The organism is Pseudomonas brassicacearum (assembly GCF_009601685.2).
GTDB lineage: Bacteria > Pseudomonadota > Gammaproteobacteria > Pseudomonadales > Pseudomonadaceae > Aquipseudomonas > Aquipseudomonas kilonensis_B.
The window spans coordinates 3,811,613-3,830,580 of record NZ_CP045701.2 but is presented as its reverse complement, the minus strand read 5'-3'; the positions used below and the strand labels follow the sequence as shown (position 1 = coordinate 3,830,580).

The 18,968-nt window shown below is 61.2% G+C and carries 17 protein-coding genes; 14 read left to right on the top strand and 3 right to left on the bottom strand.

Annotation, left to right across the window (positions count from 1 at the left end):
• Positions 1 to 144 precede the first annotated feature (144 nt).
• Both dnaQ and GFU70_RS16030 read left to right on the top strand, forming a co-directional pair.
• On the top strand, positions 145 to 909 hold the full coding sequence (gene dnaQ / locus GFU70_RS16035; protein ID WP_058544566.1) for a DNA polymerase III subunit epsilon: 765 nt from the start codon (positions 145 to 147) through the stop codon (positions 907 to 909).
• A gap of 332 nt (positions 910 to 1,241) precedes the next feature.
• Positions 1,242 to 1,856, top strand: a complete 615-nt coding sequence (locus tag GFU70_RS16030; RefSeq protein ID WP_058544567.1) for a GNAT family N-acetyltransferase — start codon at positions 1,242 to 1,244, stop codon at positions 1,854 to 1,856.
• On the opposite strand, the gene GFU70_RS16025 is transcribed toward GFU70_RS16030, so the two are convergent.
• Together GFU70_RS16025 and GFU70_RS16020 are read right to left on the bottom strand one after the other, a co-directional pair.
• Entirely contained in the window at positions 1,822 to 2,715 is an 894-nt protein-coding gene (locus tag GFU70_RS16025) for a LysR family transcriptional regulator (protein WP_058544568.1), read from the bottom strand. The genes GFU70_RS16030 and GFU70_RS16025 overlap by 35 nt on opposite strands.
• A gap of 87 nt (positions 2,716 to 2,802) precedes the next feature.
• Complete coding sequence (locus GFU70_RS16020) at positions 2,803 to 3,066, bottom strand: hypothetical protein (RefSeq protein WP_058544569.1); 264 nt, start codon at positions 3,064 to 3,066, stop codon at positions 2,803 to 2,805.
• Positions 3,067 to 3,251: 185 nt separating this feature from the next.
• Here GFU70_RS16020 and GFU70_RS16015 point away from each other — a divergent pair, with 185 nt between their 5' ends.
• Both GFU70_RS16015 and GFU70_RS16010 read left to right on the top strand, forming a co-directional pair.
• On the top strand, positions 3,252 to 3,809 hold the full coding sequence (locus tag GFU70_RS16015; protein ID WP_058544570.1) for an NADPH-dependent FMN reductase: 558 nt from the start codon (positions 3,252 to 3,254) through the stop codon (positions 3,807 to 3,809).
• A gap of 225 nt (positions 3,810 to 4,034) precedes the next feature.
• Positions 4,035 to 5,318 carry an arsenic transporter gene (locus GFU70_RS16010; protein WP_153388410.1) on the top strand — a complete coding sequence of 428 codons (1,284 nt, stop codon included), beginning with the start codon at positions 4,035 to 4,037 and terminating at the stop codon, positions 5,316 to 5,318.
• Positions 5,319 to 5,428: 110 nt separating this feature from the next.
• Here GFU70_RS16010 and GFU70_RS16005 read toward each other — a convergent pair whose 3' ends face one another.
• Complete coding sequence (locus tag GFU70_RS16005; protein WP_058544572.1) at positions 5,429 to 6,394, bottom strand: DUF1853 family protein; 966 nt, start codon at positions 6,392 to 6,394, stop codon at positions 5,429 to 5,431.
• A 105-nt stretch (positions 6,395 to 6,499) separates the two neighbouring features.
• Between GFU70_RS16005 and GFU70_RS16000 the strand changes: the two genes are divergently transcribed.
• From GFU70_RS16000 to GFU70_RS15955, 10 genes are all read left to right on the top strand, one after another.
• A complete protein-coding gene (locus GFU70_RS16000; RefSeq protein WP_003202709.1) occupies positions 6,500 to 7,390 on the top strand; it encodes an NAD(+) kinase in 891 nt (296 codons plus the stop codon).
• The gene (locus GFU70_RS15995) at positions 7,387 to 8,361 is read left to right on the top strand and encodes a metallophosphoesterase (RefSeq protein WP_193034309.1); all 975 of its coding nucleotides are present in this window, start codon (positions 7,387 to 7,389) and stop codon (positions 8,359 to 8,361) included. Before GFU70_RS16000 ends, GFU70_RS15995 begins: the two co-directional genes overlap by 4 nt.
• A 39-nt stretch (positions 8,362 to 8,400) precedes the next feature.
• Entirely contained in the window at positions 8,401 to 9,750 is a 1,350-nt protein-coding gene (locus GFU70_RS15990) for an ATP-binding protein (RefSeq protein WP_058544574.1), read from the top strand.
• Entirely contained in the window at positions 9,750 to 10,235 is a 486-nt protein-coding gene (locus tag GFU70_RS15985) for a hypothetical protein (RefSeq protein WP_043042394.1), read from the top strand. The genes GFU70_RS15990 and GFU70_RS15985 overlap by 1 nt, the downstream gene beginning before the upstream one ends.
• Positions 10,235 to 11,158, top strand: coding sequence for a tetratricopeptide repeat protein (locus GFU70_RS15980; RefSeq protein WP_058544575.1), 924 nt, complete (start codon positions 10,235 to 10,237; stop codon positions 11,156 to 11,158). The genes GFU70_RS15985 and GFU70_RS15980 overlap by 1 nt, the downstream gene beginning before the upstream one ends.
• A 74-nt stretch (positions 11,159 to 11,232) precedes the next feature.
• Positions 11,233 to 11,493 carry a YeaC family protein gene (locus GFU70_RS15975; RefSeq protein ID WP_153388408.1) on the top strand — a complete coding sequence of 87 codons (261 nt, stop codon included), beginning with the start codon at positions 11,233 to 11,235 and terminating at the stop codon, positions 11,491 to 11,493.
• The gene (locus GFU70_RS15970; protein ID WP_072341749.1) at positions 11,490 to 12,320 is read left to right on the top strand and encodes a DUF2797 domain-containing protein; all 831 of its coding nucleotides are present in this window, start codon (positions 11,490 to 11,492) and stop codon (positions 12,318 to 12,320) included. Before GFU70_RS15975 ends, GFU70_RS15970 begins: the two co-directional genes overlap by 4 nt.
• 13 nt (positions 12,321 to 12,333) lie before the next feature.
• Entirely contained in the window at positions 12,334 to 14,991 is a 2,658-nt protein-coding gene (gene pepN / locus GFU70_RS15965; protein WP_153388407.1) for an aminopeptidase N, read from the top strand.
• Positions 14,992 to 15,491: 500 nt separating this feature from the next.
• The gene (locus GFU70_RS15960) at positions 15,492 to 16,544 is read left to right on the top strand and encodes a WD40/YVTN/BNR-like repeat-containing protein (RefSeq protein WP_058544579.1); all 1,053 of its coding nucleotides are present in this window, start codon (positions 15,492 to 15,494) and stop codon (positions 16,542 to 16,544) included.
• 43 nt (positions 16,545 to 16,587) lie between these two features.
• A complete protein-coding gene (locus tag GFU70_RS15955; protein ID WP_058544580.1) occupies positions 16,588 to 18,963 on the top strand; it encodes an efflux RND transporter permease subunit in 2,376 nt (791 codons plus the stop codon).
• Positions 18,964 to 18,968: the final 5 nt, after the last annotated feature.

Below are 18,968 nucleotides of genomic sequence, written 5' to 3'. Positions count from 1 at the left end.
ATCGCGAGCAAGCTTTGCTCCCACAGTGTTTGCTCTCGCTCATCATCTGCTTCCACGAGCCTGGCTCTCAGGTAAATCCCCTTGCCACAAGAGCGTGTTAACATCCGCGCCTTTGCAAGCATGTCCGCTGGGAACTGAACACTGATGGCCAACAGATCTGTAGTACTGGATACCGAAACCACCGGCATGCCGGTGACCGATGGTCACCGGATCATTGAAATCGGTTGTGTCGAGCTGATCGGCCGGCGCCTGACCGGTCGCCATTTCCACGTTTACCTGCAACCGGATCGCGAAAGTGACGAGGGCGCCATCGGCGTGCACGGCATCACCAACGAGTTTTTGGTGGGCAAGCCGCGCTTCGCCGAAGTGGCCGATGAGTTCTTCGAATTCATCCAAGGCGCGCAGTTGATCATCCATAATGCGGCGTTCGACGTCGGGTTCATCAACAACGAATTTGCCCTGATGGGCCAGCACGACCGGGCCGACATTACCCAGCATTGCACCATCCTCGATACCTTGATGATGGCCCGGGAACGCCATCCTGGGCAGCGCAACAGCCTCGACGCCTTGTGCAAGCGCTACGGCGTCGACAACTCCGGTCGTGAACTGCACGGCGCCTTGCTCGACTCCGAGATCCTGGCCGACGTCTACCTGACCATGACCGGCGGCCAGACCAGCCTGTCCCTGGCCGGTAACGCCTCGGACGGTAACGGTACTGGCGAAGGCTCTGGCAACCAGGCCACGGAAATCCGCCGTTTGCCCGCTGACCGCCAGCCATCGCGGATCATCCGTGCCAGCGAAAGCGACCTGGCCGAACATGCCGCGCGTCTGGAAGCCATCGCCAAGTCCGCAGGTGCTCCGGCATTGTGGACGCAGTTGGCCGAGTCGCAGGCCGCTTCGCACGGATGAACTCTGGAAAGGGCCCTGTAGGAGCTGTCGAGCGAAGCGAGGCTGCGATCTTTTGATCTTTCACTTGAGAGACTCAATGGTCAGGGAAAAGATCGCAGCCTTCGGCAGCTCCTACAGAGGGCAGCGGGAACAATCTCTGGCCACAATGATTCATTCAGCCTTAAGTGGGCTACTGCATCCATCGTTCATTTCTCGCCACAATCGCCACGACCTTCTACCCTGAGGTAACGGGCAGTCCACGGATCCCGCTTGATGTGTGAAGACTTGAAAGACAAGGGCAATGGATGGCACCACGCCGTTGGTTGCCTCAAGGAATGAGGACCTTCCCCAGTATGCAACCGGTCATGAATCCCAAGCACCCCGGCTTGTCGGTGCGCGTCGTCGATGACGGCTTTGCCGCCTATATCTGGGGCAGTGATTTCAGTTTCGAAGTCAGCGATTACGCGACGGCGCAGATCGGCCGGCCCGTCGGCCAGTGGCCGGTGACGCCCATTGTTCCCTATCGCAAGTGCTATGGCATCGATCCCGAGGAGTTCAGCAGTTTTCGCGACGCCCCGGACAGCGAGATCTTCATGGCTTATCTCGATGACCAGCCCGTGGGGCATCTGGTGGTCAGTACCAACTGGAACGGCTATGCCCACATCGACGAGTTGGCGGTACACGCCCCGGCCCGTCGCCATGGGGTGGCCAAGGCGTTGCTCGATGTCGCCCAGTTCTGGAGCCGCAAGAAAAAACTGCCGGGCATCATGCTCGAGACCCAGAACAACAATCTGGGTGCGTGCCGGCTCTATGAGCGTTGCGGTTACGTGCTTGGCGGTATCGATCACCTGCGCTATCGCGGCATTGACCGGCATACCGCTGAAGTGGCGTTGTTCTGGTACCGGTTGTTCGACGATCCGCTGGGCATGTCGATCAGTGGCTCAACAACGCCTCGGCTTGTTCCGTAACCCGTTCCAGCAGCGATTGGAGGGCGGGTGAGGGCGGCGTGCCGTTCAGGCTCAGGGCATAGAGGCCAATCGCAATGGCGGGCGATACCGGGCAGACGTCCAGGCCACTGCCCTTGGCACCGGAGGCAGTGAACGGGTCGACGATGGCAAGACCTTCGCCGGCCTCGACCATGGCGCGCATCATTTGATGGGTCTGGACGCGGATCTGGATCATCGGTGCCGGTCGCAACGCCGCCAGTTTATGCTCGAACGCAGGGCTCAGCGGGTCATGGCCATCCAGGCCTATCAATGGCTGGCCCGCCAGGTCCTGGAGTGAAATGTATTTCTGCCGTGGTTGCAGCCAGCCGTGGGGTGCCAGCAATTGCAGCTTGCCTTGGGCGATCGTCTGGCAATGAATGTCGGGGTGTTCGGGATCGTGCAAGCTCAGGCCCAGGTCGCTTTCACGCAACAGCAGGCTGTGGACGATGTCGCGGGTCGGTTGGCTGAGCAGGGTGCAAGGTGCATCCGGATGGCGGCGACGCAAGGCAGCGATGCTCTGGGGTAACAATTGCTGGGCCAGCGGCGGGGTGCAGATAATACGCAAGGGCGGCGCTTGATAGAGTTTCAGGCTGCTGGCCAGGCGCTGCACCGGTTCGAGGGTGTCGTACACCCGCGTGATGCCTTCGCGCAGTTCAAGGGTTTCCCGGGTGGCCTGCAAACGCCCGCGCACGCTGGCAAAGAGCATGAAGCCCAACTGGGCCTCGGCATCGCGCAGGATCGCCTCGACCTCCGCCACCGGCAGTTGCAGCCATTCGGCCGCCGTGCCGAGGTGGCCGGTTTGCAACAGCGCCTGGATCACTTCGATGTGGCGTAAACGCATGCAAGAAGTCCATGTTCGGCGGGTGAGCCATCAAGTGGCTGAATCCTAACCCAAGTCCGGGCATGACTTCTGCTCATAACCAATTGGTTACAGCGCTATTTGCGTTTCAGTGGATGTTTGCGCCTGCAGTGGCGGTTCCGGTTCGCGCGTCAATTCGATTTGAGATTGCACCAGAATAAATTTGCCGTCGTCGAGTTTGTTGACTCGATCACCGATAGCCAGCTTATAGGTGGTGACAGGCTCCTTGCCGTTTCCGTCAGGCGACGGGGTCGATTCCTGGAACTCATGCACCGAATAGACGCGACCTTCGCCGTCCCGCGCATGAAATTGTCCGACAAGTACTGCTGCCATCGCTTAGAACCTCTGGAAATAAATCACTCGATTTGCGGTTCTGTAGACCCTGGTCAAGCGCGGTAAGTTTTCCTACATGAAAAAAATAGTCCAGCCGACAGGTTTTCGTCGCTCCACTGGTCCAATTGTTGCCCCGATCATCTATAACTACAGGCTCCTTTGAGCTGACAGTCGAGAAGCCTCTTATGAGTAATGTCTATACAGTGGCCGTTTTGGTGGGCAGCCTGCGCAAGGCATCGATCAACCGCAAGGTCGCGCTGGCACTGGCTGACCTGGCGCCAGCCAACCTCAAGCTGAACATCGTCGAGATTGGCGAACTGCCACTTTATAACGAAGACATCGATGTAACACCGCCGCCAGCCTACACCACATTCCGCCAGCAGGTGGGCGCGGCCGACGCCTTGTTGTTCGTCACGCCTGAGTACAACCGCTCGGTGCCGGCGCCGCTGAAGAATGCCATCGACGTCGGTTCGCGTCCCTATGGCCAGAGTTGCCTGAGCGGTAAGCCGGGCGCGGTGATCAGTGCTTCGCCGGGCGCCGTCGGTGGTTTCGGCGCCAACCATCATTTGCGCCAGTCGCTGGTCTTCCTTGACGTTCCCTGCATGCAGCAGCCGGAAGCCTACCTGAACGGTGCCGGGACGGCGTTTGACGAGGCGGGCAACCTGTCGGAGTCGGTACGGCCTTTCCTGCAGAAGTTCATCGATGCCTACGGCCAGTGGGTCGAGCAACACAAGAAGGCTTGATCTCTTCGCACAGCTTCAAGCCAATCGCCTTTGTGGCGAAGTGATTTTCTGTGGGAGCAAGGCCTTGCTCCCACAGTGGAATAACCCTCCCTCGCGACATCGGCAACTCATCTGCGCGCTTTACTGAATATTCGAATTTCCATATATTCGCCCCTTCGCACCACCAGGCCGTTTTTCGTCACGCCTGACTCCCTCTTTTCAGTTCTCCTTCCAAGGCTGTTGCGCATGCTGATCGCGTCGTTGATTTTCCTGCTGACCATTACGCTGGTGATCTGGCAGCCCAAGGGGCTTGGCGTCGGCTGGAGCGCGACGCTCGGCGCGCTGCTGGCGTTGTTGAGCGGGGTGGTGCAGGTCAGCGACATTGCGCTGGTCTGGCAGATCATCTGGAACGCCACCGGTACGTTTGTCGCGCTGATCATCATCAGCCTGCTGCTGGACGAAGCCGGCTTCTTCGCCTGGGCGGCCTTGCATGTGGCCCGTTGGGGAAAGGGCAGTGGACACAAGCTGTTTGCGTTCATGGTGCTGCTGGGGGCTCTGGTGTCGGCCCTGTTTGCCAATGACGGGGCGGCGTTGATCCTGACGCCTATCGTGATTTCGATGTTGCTGGCATTGCGCTTTTCCCCGGTAGCGACCCTGGCATTCGTGATGGGCGCCGGTTTCATTGCCGACACCGCGAGCCTGCCGCTGGTGGTATCGAACCTGGTGAACATTGTCTCGGCGGACTTCTTCGGCATTGGTTTCAACCGCTATGCAGCGGTCATGGTGCCGGTGAACCTGGTCAGCGTGGCGGCCAGCCTGGCGATCTTGCTGTGGTTCTTTCGTCGCGACATCCCGCGCGACTACGACCCGCATCAATTGGACGATCCGGCGACGGCGATCCACGACCAGGCAACGTTTTATGCCGGCTGGGTGGTGCTGGTGATCTTGCTGCTGGGCTGCTTTGCGCTGGAGCCGCTGGGGATTCCCATCAGTGCGATCTCGGCGGTCTGTGCGGCGTTGCTGCTGGCTGTCGCGGCCCGCGGCCACAAGATTTCCACCCGCAAGGTGATGAAGGAAGCGCCGTGGCAGATCGTGATTTTCTCCCTCGGCATGTACCTGGTTGTGTATGGCCTGCGCAATGCCGGCTTGACCGGCTACCTGGCCCATTGGCTCGACGGCTTCGCCGAATATGGCGTGTGGGGCGCGGCCATGGGCACTGGCGTGTTGACGGCGTTGCTCTCATCGGCCATGAACAATTTGCCGACGGTGCTGATCGGCGCCTTGTCCATCGACGCCAGCCAGGCCACCGGAGTGGTGAAGGAGGCGATGATCTACGCCAACGTCATCGGCAGCGACCTGGGCCCGAAAATCACCCCGATAGGCAGCCTGGCGACTTTGCTGTGGCTGCATGTGCTGGCGCGCAAGAACATCCAGATCAGCTGGGGGTATTACTTCAAGGTCGGGATCGTGCTGACGCTGCCGGTGTTGCTGGTGACGTTGGCAGCGTTGGCTGTGCGGTTGTCCCTGTAGGCGCTGCCGAGCGAAGCGAGGCTGCGATCTTTCCCCTGGCACTTGAGTCTCAAGCGAAAGATCAAGAGATCGCAGGCTTCGCCAGCTCCTACAGGGCTTGCGCCAATCTATTAAGCACTACCCGGCACATTCGGCCAAAGATCGGCCACCAGGAACACCCGCTCGGCTTCCTCCCACTCGCCCTCGGCGTTTTCGCTCAGGCGCACCATCAACTGCGCCGGGGCCATGGGGTCCAGGGCCATTCGCCAAGCGTCAAATTGCGCGGTGCTCCAGGTTTGGTCCGCCGGATAATGCGCCGGGGCCAGCCAGGCGGCGCGGGGCAGGGGTTGCCAGCGCCCCGGTGGACGCTGGGCGATAAACTCAGGCCAGTCCCGCTGGTGCAACCAGCGGCCGCGCAAATGCCGGGGGTGGGCACCGGCCGGCGGTTCAGCCTGGCCCGGCCAGGGGTACAGCAGATACCCGCCCAACCAGAGTTCGGAACGAAACAGCTCGATCCCCGTGGGCTCGATACCCAGTGCCGCCAGGGCCTCTCGGCTTTCCGGGCGGGCCGAAATCGGCAGTTGGTGTTCGCGTAGATGGGCCAGCTTGCGGTCGAGCCGATCATGACAACCCGGGCCCAGCCATTGCGCGGCGTCCAACCCGTTACCGTGCTGGGGGCCAAGGTACAACTTGATCGCCAGCTCCAGGTGATGGATACCGTCACGATCGCGCAGCAGCAGGTCCAGTTCACCCAGCGTTTGGCCTTCGTGGCGGATCGGCAGGTTCGCGGCAATCAGTTCGATGCCCGGGGCATGCTGCGCGGCAAACTGCCACAGCCTTTCGTAATACAGGCCCAGGCGCCGCGTTCGCCCTTGGGACAGGCAATGCAGCAGCGGGTAGCTGTCACGGTCCAGTTGCCGCAGCCAGTGCTCCAACTGATCAGGTGCCTGTACCCAGTCACTGCCGGCCAGGGGATGGCGCTGGGGCCAGGGCGTGTCGATGAGCATCGGCGGGGCGATGATCGCCCACGCGAGGTCGCGCACTTCGGGATGGCGAAGGCGGCGAGGCAAGTCCAGCAATTCAGGGAACAGGATCATTTTGCGAGCATAGCTGCTGCGACGAAGGCTTAAAGGATTTTGTCTATGGAGCGCTTTCGCCCATAATCGTGGTTTTCGCCCGCCGCAGACCCTCGCAGGAGCCTCATGGAGCAATTTCGCAATATCGGCATCATCGGTCGCCTGGGCAGTTCGCAGGTGTTGGACACCGTTCGCCGTCTCAAACGTTTCCTCCTGGAGCGACACCTGCATGTGATCCTCGAAGATACCATCGCCGAAGTCTTGCCGGGCCATGGCCTGCAGACGTCGTCGCGCAAGATGCTGGGCGAGGTCTGCGACATGGTGATCGTGGTCGGCGGCGACGGCAGCCTGCTGGGGGCCGCCCGGGCCCTGGCGCGGCACAATATCCCGGTGCTGGGGATCAACCGGGGCAGCCTGGGGTTCCTCACCGATATCCGCCCTGACGAGCTGGAAACCAAGGTCGCCGAGGTGCTGGACGGCCACTACCTGGTGGAAAACCGCTTCCTGCTGCAAGCCGAGGTGCGTCGTCACGCCGAGGCCATCGGCCAGGGCGATGCCCTCAATGACGTGGTGCTGCACCCTGGCAAATCCACGCGCATGATCGAATTCGAGCTGTACATCGACGGCCAGTTCGTCTGCAGCCAGAAGGCCGACGGCCTGATCGTCGCGACCCCGACCGGTTCTACGGCCTACGCGCTGTCGGCCGGCGGGCCGATCATGCATCCCAAGCTCGACGCTATTGTGATTGTGCCCATGTACCCCCATACCTTGTCTGGGCGACCGATTGTGGTCGATGGCAACAGTGAGCTGAAAATCGTCGTGTCCAAGGATATGCAGATCTACCCGCAAGTGTCCTGTGACGGCCAGAACCATTTCACCTGCGCGCCGGGTGACACCATCACCGTCAGCAAAAAAGCGCAGAAGCTGCGCCTGATCCATCCGCTGGATCACAATTACTACGAAGTCTGCCGGACCAAGCTCGGCTGGGGCAGTCGGTTGGGGGGTGGAGGCGACTGATGCTCGATCCTGCGCGCAGTTACGATTTGATCGGTGACGTGCACGGATGCGCCCTGACCCTGGAACACCTGCTGGACCGACTCGGTTACCACAAGCAGGGCGGGGTCTGGCGGCATCCGTCGCGCATGGCCGTGTTCCTGGGGGACATCATCGACCGTGGCCCGCGGATTCGCGAGGCGCTGCACATCGTCCACGACATGGTCGTGGCCGGCCAGGCGCTGTGCATCATGGGCAACCACGAGTTCAACGCCCTGGGCTGGAGCACACCGGCATTGCCGGGCAGCGGCCAGCGCTACGTGCGCGAACACACGCCGCGCCATGCCCGCCTGCTCAACGAGACCCTGACCCAGTTCGAGCAGCATCCCGGCGACTGGCATGACTTTCTCAAATGGTTCTACGAGCTGCCGCTGTTTGTCGACGCCGGCCGGTTCCGGGTGGTGCATGCCTGTTGGGATGCGGGCCTGATCGAACCGCTGCGTGGCCTGTTCCCCGACGGTTGTGTCGACGAGCATTTCCTCCAGGCCTCGGCGCAACCGGGCAGTTTTGCCAGCACGGTGTTCGATCGTTTGCTGCGTGGCACCGACATGCGCCTGCCCCATGGCCTGACGCTGACCGGTGGCGATGGCCTGACCCGTTCGTTTTTCCGCACCAAGTTCTGGGAAGACAACCCGCAGACCTACGGCGACATCGTCTTCCAGCCCGACGCCTTGCCGGAACCGGTGGCCCGCACGCCGCTGTCGCCGGATGAAAAAAACAACCTGCTGCGTTATGGCGTCCATGAACCGTTGCTGTTCGTCGGCCACTATTGGCGCAGCGGCAAGCCCGCGCCCATTCGCCCGAACCTGGCCTGCCTGGATTACAGCGCGGTGCTCTACGGCAAGCTGGTCGCCTATCGCCTCGACCAGGAAACCCGCCTGGATCCGCACAAATTCGTCTGGGTCGATGTCGAGCGGCCGGAGGTGGTGCAATGAGATTGTCTGTCACGCGAACGCATTTTTTGAGGAAGTGCCATGGATGATTCGACGTTCGACCAACTGGAGGCCGCACTCCTTGCTGCGCCCGGTAACGTCGCGCTGCTGACACTGCTGCTCAACGCCAGTGTCGAGCGCAGCGAGTACGCGCGCGGGCTTGAGTTGCTGCCTGCCGATCTTGAGCAATGGGGCGATGCCCAGGCCTTGAAAATGGCTGCGGCCGGGCTATGTATCGCCGCGGGCCAGGCGCAACGGGCCCTTCGCCTGATTGAAGGCGACGAGCCTGCTGCGCGGATGCTCAGGGCGCGCGCCTTTGCGGCCCTGGAGCAGATGAAGGAGGCCCAGGTGGAATACCGCGCCGCGGTGGATGCCAACCCAGCCCTTGAAGACATGGCGCTATGGCGTCAGTTGAACGTATCCGTGACCGACTTTTCAGCTGCGCAAGGGCGTCCGCGCTTGCGCGTGATCTCCAATGACAACACCGACCAGACCGAGGTCCGTCGACTATTGGTGCCGGAAAAGGAAGTCCTGTCTTTCGATGACATCGGTGGCCTGGACGAGCTGAAGAAAACCATCCACAAAAAAATCATCCTGCCTTATCAGAAGCCCGGCCTGTTCCAGCGCTTTCGCAAGCGTGTCGGCGGTGGCGTGTTGCTCTATGGGCCTCCGGGGTGTGGCAAGACCATGCTGGCCCGGGCCACGGCCGGGGAGTGCAAGGCGACGTTCTTCAACGTGGCCATTTCCGATGTCCTGGACATGTACATCGGCGAGTCCGAGCGCAAGTTGCACGCGCTGTTCGAACAGGCCCGTGCCCAGGCGCCGGCGGTAATGTTTTTCGACGAGGTCGAGGCCTTGGGGGGCAAGCGCTCCAATACCCGGGATTCGACATCTTCGAAGCTTGTCAGTCAGTTCTTGTCCGAGATGGACGGTTTTACCAAGGACAATCACGGCGTATTGATTCTCGCCGCGACCAACGTGCCTTGGTCGGTGGACTCGGCTTTCAGGCGTCCGGGGCGTTTTGACCGGGTACTGTTCGTGCCGCCGCCGGACCGGCCTGCCCGGGAAGCCATGCTCAAATTGATGATGCAAGGCCGTCCGATGGCCGAGGACATCGACTTTGCCTTCCTGGCGAAAAACACCTCGGGCTTTTCCGGTGCGGACCTGGGTGAGCTGGTGGAAACCGCCGCTGACGAAGCGATCGAAGAGTCCATCAGCGGCGCGAGCGAGCAACCGATCTGCGACCGACATTTCAAGCAGGCGCTCAAGGAAGTACGGGCAACCACCCTGGAATGGCTGACCACGGCGCGCAATTACGCGCGTTACGCCAATGAAGGTAACCAGTACGACGAAGTGCTGGCCTTCCTCGACAAACATGGGAAGGGCCGTTGATGGCGCAGTACGGTGGTTATCGCATTGAAGACGAACCGCGTCCGGGCGCTCTGGCCAAGTGGGCCGTCTCGCCTTTTTGGCCGTTGCTGGGGCTGATGCTGGGGGGCGCCTGGCTCGGCTTGCCGTGGTTTGTCTTCAACGCCATCGCGGTGGGCAGCCCGACCCGCGTACGTGAGTGGTTGCTGGCCGGCCTTTGCCTGGTGGGCAGTCTGGTCATCGGCGTGGTGCTGCTGCAACTGGTGGACGCCGGTTACATCCAGAACCAGGCGCAGATCCAATACGCCTTGTTGACCCTGGTGGTGTGGAAACTTGCCATCGGGTATCTGCTGTTCATGCAGCAAAACGCGACCATCGAGATCTACCAGTACTACGGTGGCGTGCTGAACCGCTTTGGCTTGCCCGTCGTGCTGGTTGGCGCTTTCGTGCTCAAGGGCATGGTCATCAAGTGGGTGCCTGCCACTCTCTGGTATCTGGTGGTGAGCTGATGAATACCGATTATCTGCTGCAACTGGCGTATCAACGCTTGCAGGCCGACCATTACGACGGTGCTATCGACGCGCTGCGCCAATTGCTGGCGAGCGATCCGGACTCGGCCGAAGCCCATGCGTTGCTGGCGGTGTGCCTGATCAATCTGCGCCGCGTGCATGCTGCCAGGCGCGAGGTGCAGTTGGCGCTGGCAGCCGATGCACAACTGCCGCTCGCCCATTACGCCGCCGCCCAGGTTGCCATTGCCCTGCGCAAGTTCAAGCTGGCCCAGGAACACTTGACCCAGTTGCTGGACATGGAACCGCTCAATCCGGTCAATTACCGCACCCTGGCCGATCTTTACCAGTTGACCGGCCGCCTGGAGCAAAGCCGCGAGCCGTTGGAAAAAGCCCTGGAATTGGGGCCCGACGATGCGTCAAATCTGGTTGCCATGGCTCAGTTTTATCGTGCCAGCGGCGACTGGGGGAAGGCGCACCAGTTCGCCCGCCAGGCCTTGCAGGCCGAACCGGGGCATACCGGGGCCGTGGTGGTGCTCGGGCATCTGTTGTTGCGCGAAGGTGACGTCGAGGGCGCGCGTGAGCACGCCATCTGGGCCTTGCAGGAAAACGCCAATGACCGGGCCGCGCTGCACTTGCTGACCGCCGTCAAGGCCCGCGGCAGTCTGTTTTTGGGAACATGGTGGCGGTTCAACAGTTGGATGAGCGAGCGCAGCGCCAGTCGCGCCATTGTGGTGCTGTTGCTCATGTTCGTGGTCTATCGGGTGGTGGTCATCACCCTGACGGCCCAGGGCTACCCGCAGGTGGCTCAGGCGATTGACTGGCTGTGGCTGGGGTTTGCCGCGTACACCTTTGCCGCGCCACAGATATTCAGGCGCTCCCTGGAAAAAGAGCTGGCCCAGGTCAAGCTGTCCAGGGAATTCTAGATTAGCGGGTATCCACACGGCTGTCAGTCGTGCTTTGCCTTGGAAAACCACGACATTATTGGAGATTGCTTAACATGTCGTCTTTTGCAGAAATGATCCAGAACATCACCCCCGACATCTACCGGAGCCTGAAGCTGGCGGTGGAAATCGGTAAATGGCCCGATGGCAACAAGCTCACCGCCGAGCAGCGCGAGCTGTCGCTGCAGGCGATGATCGCCTGGGAAATGCAGAACCTGCCCGAAGACGAGCGCACCGGCTACATGGGCGCGCAGGAATGCCACTCGAAATCCACCGAAGTGCCCAATATCCTGTTCAAGTCGGACGCCATCCATTGATCGAGATTGGCCGCGGTGCAATCAGCAAGATGTCGGCGCGCCTTGACGGGCCGACCGTTCAATACGCCTTTCGCCTGGGCGATGTCGAGGTGCCGGTCAACCCGTTGATCGGCAGCACGGTGCGCCTGGAGTACCTCGGCGCGATCCACTGTACCCACTGTGGACGTCGGACCAAGACCAGCTTCAGCCAGGGTTATTGCTACCCCTGCATGACCAAGCTGGCCCAGTGCGACCTGTGCATCATGAGCCCCGAGCGTTGCCATTACGAGGCGGGCACCTGTCGTGACCCGGCCTGGGGCGAGCAGTTCTGCATGACCGATCATGTGGTCTACCTGGCCAACTCCTCAGGCGTGAAAGTCGGCATCACCCGCGCCACGCAATTGCCGACCCGCTGGCTTGACCAGGGCGCCAGCCAGGCGCTGCCGATCCTGCGGGTCGCCACCCGCCAGCAATCGGGGTTTGTCGAAGACCTGTTCCGCAGCCAAGTGGCGGACAAGACCAACTGGCGCGCCTTGCTCAAGGGCGATGCCGCCGCGGTGGACCTGCCGGCGATCCGCGACGCGCTGTTCGAAAGCTGCGCCCAGGGATTGCAGGGCTTGCAGGAACGATTCGGCCTGCAAGCGATCCAGACCATAGCGGACGTCGAGCCCATCGAGATCCGTTATCCGGTGGAGCAATACCCGGCCAAGATCGTCAGCTTCAACCTGGACAAGAACCCGATTGCCGAAGGCACGCTGCTGGGGATCAAGGGCCAGTACCTGATTTTTGACACCGGCGTGATCAACATTCGTAAATACACGGCCTACCAGCTCGCCGTGCATCAGTAGAAGGATTCGACCCATGCGCACCGAACAACCGAAGATGATTTACCTGAAGGACTATCAGGCGCCCGAGTACCTGATCGATGAGACGCACCTGACCTTCGAGTTGTTCGAGGACCACAGCCTGGTCCATGCGCAACTGGTGATGCGCCGCAATCCCGAGCGCGGCGCCGGGCTGCCGCCGCTGGTGCTCGATGGCCAGCACCTGGAACTGGTCTCGCTCAAGCTCGATGACGTCGACCTGGGGCAGGGCGACTATCAACTGGACGACAGCCACCTGACCCTGCACCCCAAGGCCCAGGCCTTCACGGTCGACACCACCGTCCGGATCCACCCGGAAACCAACACCGCCCTGGAAGGCCTGTACAAATCCGGCAGCATGTTCTGCACCCAGTGCGAGGCCGAGGGTTTCCGCAAGATCACCTATTACCTCGACCGCCCGGATGTGATGAGCAAGTTCACCACCACCGTGGTGGCCGAGCAGCACAGCTATCCGGTGCTGCTGTCCAACGGCAACCCGATTGCCAGCGGGCCGGGCGAAGAGGGCCGGCACTGGGCGACCTGGGAAGACCCATTCAAGAAACCTGCCTACCTGTTTGCCCTGGTGGCCGGCGATTTGTGGTGCGTCGAAGACACCTTCACCACCCTGAGCGAGCGCAGCGTAGCGCTACGCATCTATGTCGAGCCGGAAAACATCGACAAGTGCCAGCACGCCATGACCAGCCTGAAGAAGTCGATGCGCTGGGACGAAGAGGTATACGGGCGCGAGTACGACCTGGACATCTTCATGATTGTCGCGGTCAACGATTTCAACATGGGCGCCATGGAGAACAAGGGCCTCAATATCTTCAACTCCAGCGCTGTGCTGGCCCGCGCCGAAACCGCCACCGATGCCGCGCATCAGCGGGTCGAGGCGATCGTTGCCCACGAATACTTCCATAACTGGTCGGGCAACCGCGTGACCTGTCGCGACTGGTTCCAACTGTCGCTCAAGGAAGGTTTCACGGTGTTTCGCGACGCCGGCTTCTCGGCCGACATGAACTCCCCCACCGTCAAGCGTATCCAGGACGTGGCGTACCTGCGTACCCACCAGTTCGCCGAAGACGCCGGCCCCATGGCGCATCCGGTGCGTCCGGACAGTTTTATCGAGATCTCCAACTTCTACACCCTGACCGTGTACGAAAAGGGTTCGGAAGTGGTAGGCATGATCCACACCCTGCTGGGCGCCGAAGGCTTCCGCAAGGGCAGTGACCTGTACTTCGAACGCCACGACGGCCAGGCCGTGACTTGCGATGACTTCATCAAGGCCATGGAAGATGCCAATGGCGTCGACCTGGCCCAGTTCAAGCGTTGGTACAGCCAGGCCGGTACGCCACGGCTGGCAGTGAGCGAGTCCTACGATGCCGCCGCCAAGACCTACAGCCTGACCTTCAGCCAGAGTTGCCCGCCGACCCCGGACAAGATGGAAAAGCTGCCGTTCGTGATTCCCGTGGAACTGGGCCTGCTGGATAGCCAGGGTGGCGGGATCCCGTTGCGCCTGGCCGGTGAAGCGGCGGCGGACGGCACATCACGGGTGATCTCGGTGACCGAAGCCCAGCAGACCTTCACCTTTGTCGACATCGCCGAACACCCCCTGCCTTCATTGCTGCGTGGTTTCTCGGCGCCGGTGAAGCTGAGCTTCCCGTACAACCGCGACCAGTTGATGTTCCTGATGCAACACGACAGCGACGGGTTCAACCGCTGGGATGCCGGCCAGCAACTGTCGGTGCAAGTGTTGCAGGATCTGATCGCCCAGCATCAGCAGGGCGCCAGCCTGACGCTGGATCCGCGCCTGGTCAGTGCGTTGCGCAGCGTGCTGACGGACGAGTCCCTGGACCAGGCCATGGTCGCCGAAATGCTCTCGCTGCCAAGCGAAGCCTACCTGACGGAAATCAGCGAAGTGGCCGACGTCGAGGCGATCCATGCTGCCCGTGAGTTCGCCCGCCAGCAGTTGGCCGAGAACCTGTTCGAAGCCCTGTGGCTGCGTTATGCCGCCAATCGCGACCTGTCGAAGAAAACGCCATATGTGGCCGAGGCCGAGCATTTCGCCCGTCGCGCGTTGCAGAACATTGCGCTGTCGTACCTGATGCTCAGCGACAAGCCTGAGGTGCTGAGCGCGACCCTGGAACAGTTCGACACCGCCGACAACATGACCGAGCGCCTGACCGCGCTGGCGGTACTGGTCAACTCGCCGTTCGAAGCCGAGAAGGCCAAGGCCCTGGAAGTGTTTGCGGAGAACTTCAAGGGCAACCCGCTGGTCATGGACCAATGGTTCAGCGTCCAGGCCGGCAGCCCGTTGCCGGGTGGCCTGGCGCGGGTCAAGGCATTGATGGAGCACCCGGCGTTCAATATCAAGAACCCGAACAAGGTGCGCGCGCTGGTCGGTGCGTTTGCCGGGCAGAACCTGATCAACTTCCATGCCGCCGACGGTTCGGGTTATCGCTTCCTGGCGGACCTGGTCATCCAGCTCAATGGCTTCAACCCGCAGATTGCCTCCCGGCAACTGGCCCCGCTGACTCGCTGGCGCAAATACGACAGCGCCCGCCAGGCGCTGATGAAGGCTGAACTGGAGCGCATCCTGGCGTCCGGCGGGCTTTCCACCGATGTGTTCGAGGTGGTGAGCAAGAGCCTGGCATAAACAGGCTCTGCCTGGCTTGCTCCCGCTGGCCTCTGTAGGAGCTGGCGAAGCCTGCGATCTTTTGATCTTGATCTTGATCTTGATCTTGATCTTTCGCTTGAGACTCAAGTGTTAGGGGAAAGATCGCAGCCTCGTTGCACTCGACAGCTCCTACACAGCTCCTACACGGCTCCTACACGGCTCTTACGCGGCTCTTACGCGGCTTTTACGCGGCTCCTGCATGGCTCCTGCATGGCCAGTGGGAGCTTGCCCCCTCGCAACATTCATCATCCTCACGAATGTCTTCTTATTCGCCCTTGGCCTATATCCTCGTGGTTAACAAAAGATAACGCGGCGTCGATTGTCAGACCTTTCGAAAGCCCGATAGGATAGGTCAGCTTCCGAAGTGGCTCTAGATTGCAGGTTTCAGGACTATCCTCCAGGACCGGCAACCTTGCAGAGCCTGCTTACGGCGCCCTGAAGGGTTGAATGACCTAACAATAATAATGGGGGAAAGGTCTATGAATGAGCCTGTCATGGCTGTGGGCCGCAGCCGGCCGCCGATACTGCGCAGAGTCGCATTGCTGGCTTCGGCGCTGTCGCTGCTGGGCTCTGCCGTATTGTCGGCACCGGTGATGGCTGTTGCGGCGTCGACCTCCGATGTCATCTATTCCATCGAATCGGCCAAGGCCAGCAAAACCCTGATGCTCGATGTGGTCCATGCCGGCCAGCGCCTGGTGGCGGTCGGTGATCGCGGGCACATTGTCTATTCCGATGACCAGGGCACGTCCTGGACCCAGGCCAAGGTGCCGACTCGCCAACTGCTCACGGCGGTATTTTTCGTCGATGACAAACACGGCTGGGCCGTGGGGCACGACGCGCAGATCCTCGCCAGCGATGACGGCGGCAGCACCTGGACCAAGCAATTCGAAGACCTCGCTCGTGAAGCGCCATTGTTGGATGTCTGGTTCAAGGATGCCAGCAACGGTTTCGCCGTGGGCGCCTATGGCGCGCTGTTGGAAACTGCTGACGGCGGCAAGCACTGGGAAGACGCCAGCGACCGCCTGGATAACGAAGACCAGTTCCACCTCAATGCGATCGCCGCCGTGAAAGATGCCGGGCTATTCATCGTCGGCGAGGCCGGCAGCATGTTCCGCTCCGCCGATTGGGGCCAGACCTGGGAAAAAGTCGAAGGCCCATACGAAGGCTCGCTGTTCGGTGTTATCGGCACCGCCCAACCTTCGACGCTGCTGGCCTATGGCTTGCGCGGCAACCTTTATCGTTCCACTGACTTCGGCGGCACTTGGGATCAGGTCGAGCTCCAGGCTGCGCGCGGTGCCCTGGAGTTCGGCCTGTCAGGCGCCACGCTGCTGGCGGACGGTTCCATCGTGATTGTCGGCAACGGCGGCAGCGTCGTGCGCAGTACCGACGACGGCGAGACCTTCAGCGTGTTCAACCGCCCGGATCGAATCTCCGTGGCCGCCGTCACGGCGGCAGGCAACGGCAACCTGATCCTGGCGGGGCAAGGCGGCGTTCGTGCCACCACGTCCACCGGCGCCGAACTGAGCAAATGAGTCAGGCCTGCAAAACGGGCACAAAAACAAGAAGGCGGAACCCATGAGCAGTCATCACCAAGACAAGGCGACGTTTCTCGAGCGCCTGATTTTCAACAACCGCCCGGCAGTGATCGTCATTTGCCTGCTGGTCAGCGTTTTCCTGTTCTGGCAGGCCACGCTGATCCGGCCGTCCACCAGTTTCGAAAAAATGATCCCCCTCGAGCACCCCTTCATCCAGAAGATGCTCGAGCACCGCAACGACCTGGCGAACCTGGGCAACACGGTGCGCATTTCCGTGGAGGCCACCAACGGCGACATTTTCTCCAAGGAATACATGGAGACCCTGCGCCAGATCCACGACGAGGTGTTCTACATCTCCGGTGTCGACCGTTCCGGGCTCAAGTCGTTGTGGAGCCCGAGCGTGCGCTGGACCGAAGTGACGGAGGAGGGCTTCGCCGGTGGCGAGGTGATCCCCCAGAGCTACAACGGCTCGGCCGACAGCCTCGATCTGCTGCGCAACAACGTGCTCAAGTCCGGCCAGGTCGGGCGCCTGGTGGCCAACGATTTCAAGTCGAGCATCATCGACATCCCGCTGCTGGAGTCCTATCCCGACCCACAGGACCAGGGCAAATTGCTCGCCCTGGATTACCAGAAGTTCTCCCACGAACTTGAAGACAAGATTCGCAACAAGTTCGAAGCCCAGAACCCCAACGTGCAGATCCACATCGTCGGTTTCGCCAAGAAGGTCGGCGACCTGATCGACGGCCTGGTCATGGTGGTGCTGTTCTTCGGCGTGGCTTTCGTCATCACCCTGATCCTGCTGTACTGGTTCACCCACTGCATGCGCAGCACCATTGCGGTGTTGACCACCACCCTGGTGGCGGTGGTCTGGCAACTGGGGCTGATGCATGCGGCCGGTTTTGGCCTGGATCCGTACTCGATGCTGGTGCCGTTCCTGATCTTCGCCATCGGCATTTCCCACGGCGTGCAGAAAATCAACGGCATCGCCTTGCAGTCCAGCGATGCGGACAACGCCCTGACGGCGGCGCGGCGTACCTTCCGGCAGTTGTTCCTGCCGGGGATGATCGCGATCCTGGCGGACGCCGTGGGCTTCATCACCTTGCTGATCATCGACATCGGCGTGATCCGCGAACTGGCCATCGGTGCCTCCATCGGCGTGGCGGTGATCGTGTTTACCAACCTGATCCTGCTGCCGGTGGCGATCTCCTACGCCGGCATCAGCAAGCGTGCGGTCGAGCGCAGCAAGAAAGACGCGACCCGCGAACATCCGTTCTGGCGCCTGCTGTCGAACTTCGCCAGTGCCAAGGTCGCGCCGGTGTCCATTGCCCTGGCGGTAATCGCCTTTGGCGGTGGCCTCTGGTACAGCCAGAACCTGAAGATCGGTGACTTGGACCAGGGCGCGCCGGAGCTGCGTCCGGACTCGCGCTACAACCAGGACAACAACTTCATCATCAGCAATTACTCCACCAGCTCCGATGTATTGGTGGTGATGGTCAAGACCAAGACCGAAGGTTGCTCGCGCTATGAGGCCATGGCTCCTATCGACGAATTGATGTGGAAGATGCAGAACACCGAGGGCGTGCAGTCGGCGATTTCCCTGGTGACCGTGTCCAAGCAAATGATCAAGGGCATGAACGAGGGCAGCCTGAAATGGGAGACCCTGTCGCGCAACCCTGACGTGCTGAACAACTCCATTGCCCGGGCCGATGGCCTGTACAACAACAATTGCTCCCTGGCACCGGTGCTGGTGTTCCTCAACGACCACAAGGCCGAGACGTTGGACCGTGCGGTGAAGGCGGTGCAGGACTTCGCCAAGGAAAACAACCGCGATGGCCTGGAGTTCATCCTCGCCGCCGGTAACGCCGGTATCGAGGCAGCCACCAACGAAGTGATCAAGGAGTCGGAACTGACCATCCTGATTTTGGTGTACATCTGCGTGGCGACCATGTGCATGATCACCTTCCGTTCCTGGGCAGCGACGCTGTGCATCGTGCTGCCGCTGGTGCTCACTTCGGTGCTGGGCAACGCCCTGATGGCGTTCATGGGCATTGGCGTGAAGGTCGCGACCCTGCCGGTGGTAGCACTGGGCGTGGGGATTGGGGTGGACTACGGCATCTACATCTACAGCCGCCTGGAAAGTTTCCTGCGGGCCGGGCTGCCATTGCAGGAGGCCTATTACCAGACGCTGAAGTCCACCGGTAAAGCGGTATTGTTCACCGGTCTGTGCCTGGCCATTGGCGTGTGCACCTGGATCTTTTCGGCCATCAAGTTCCAGGCGGACATGGGGTTGATGCTGACGTTCATGCTGCTATGGAACATGTTCGGCGCGCTCTGGCTGCTGCCGGCGCTGGCGCGGTTCCTGATCAAACCGGAAAAACTGGCGGGGCAGAAGGGCAATTCGTTGTTTGCTCATTGATTGGG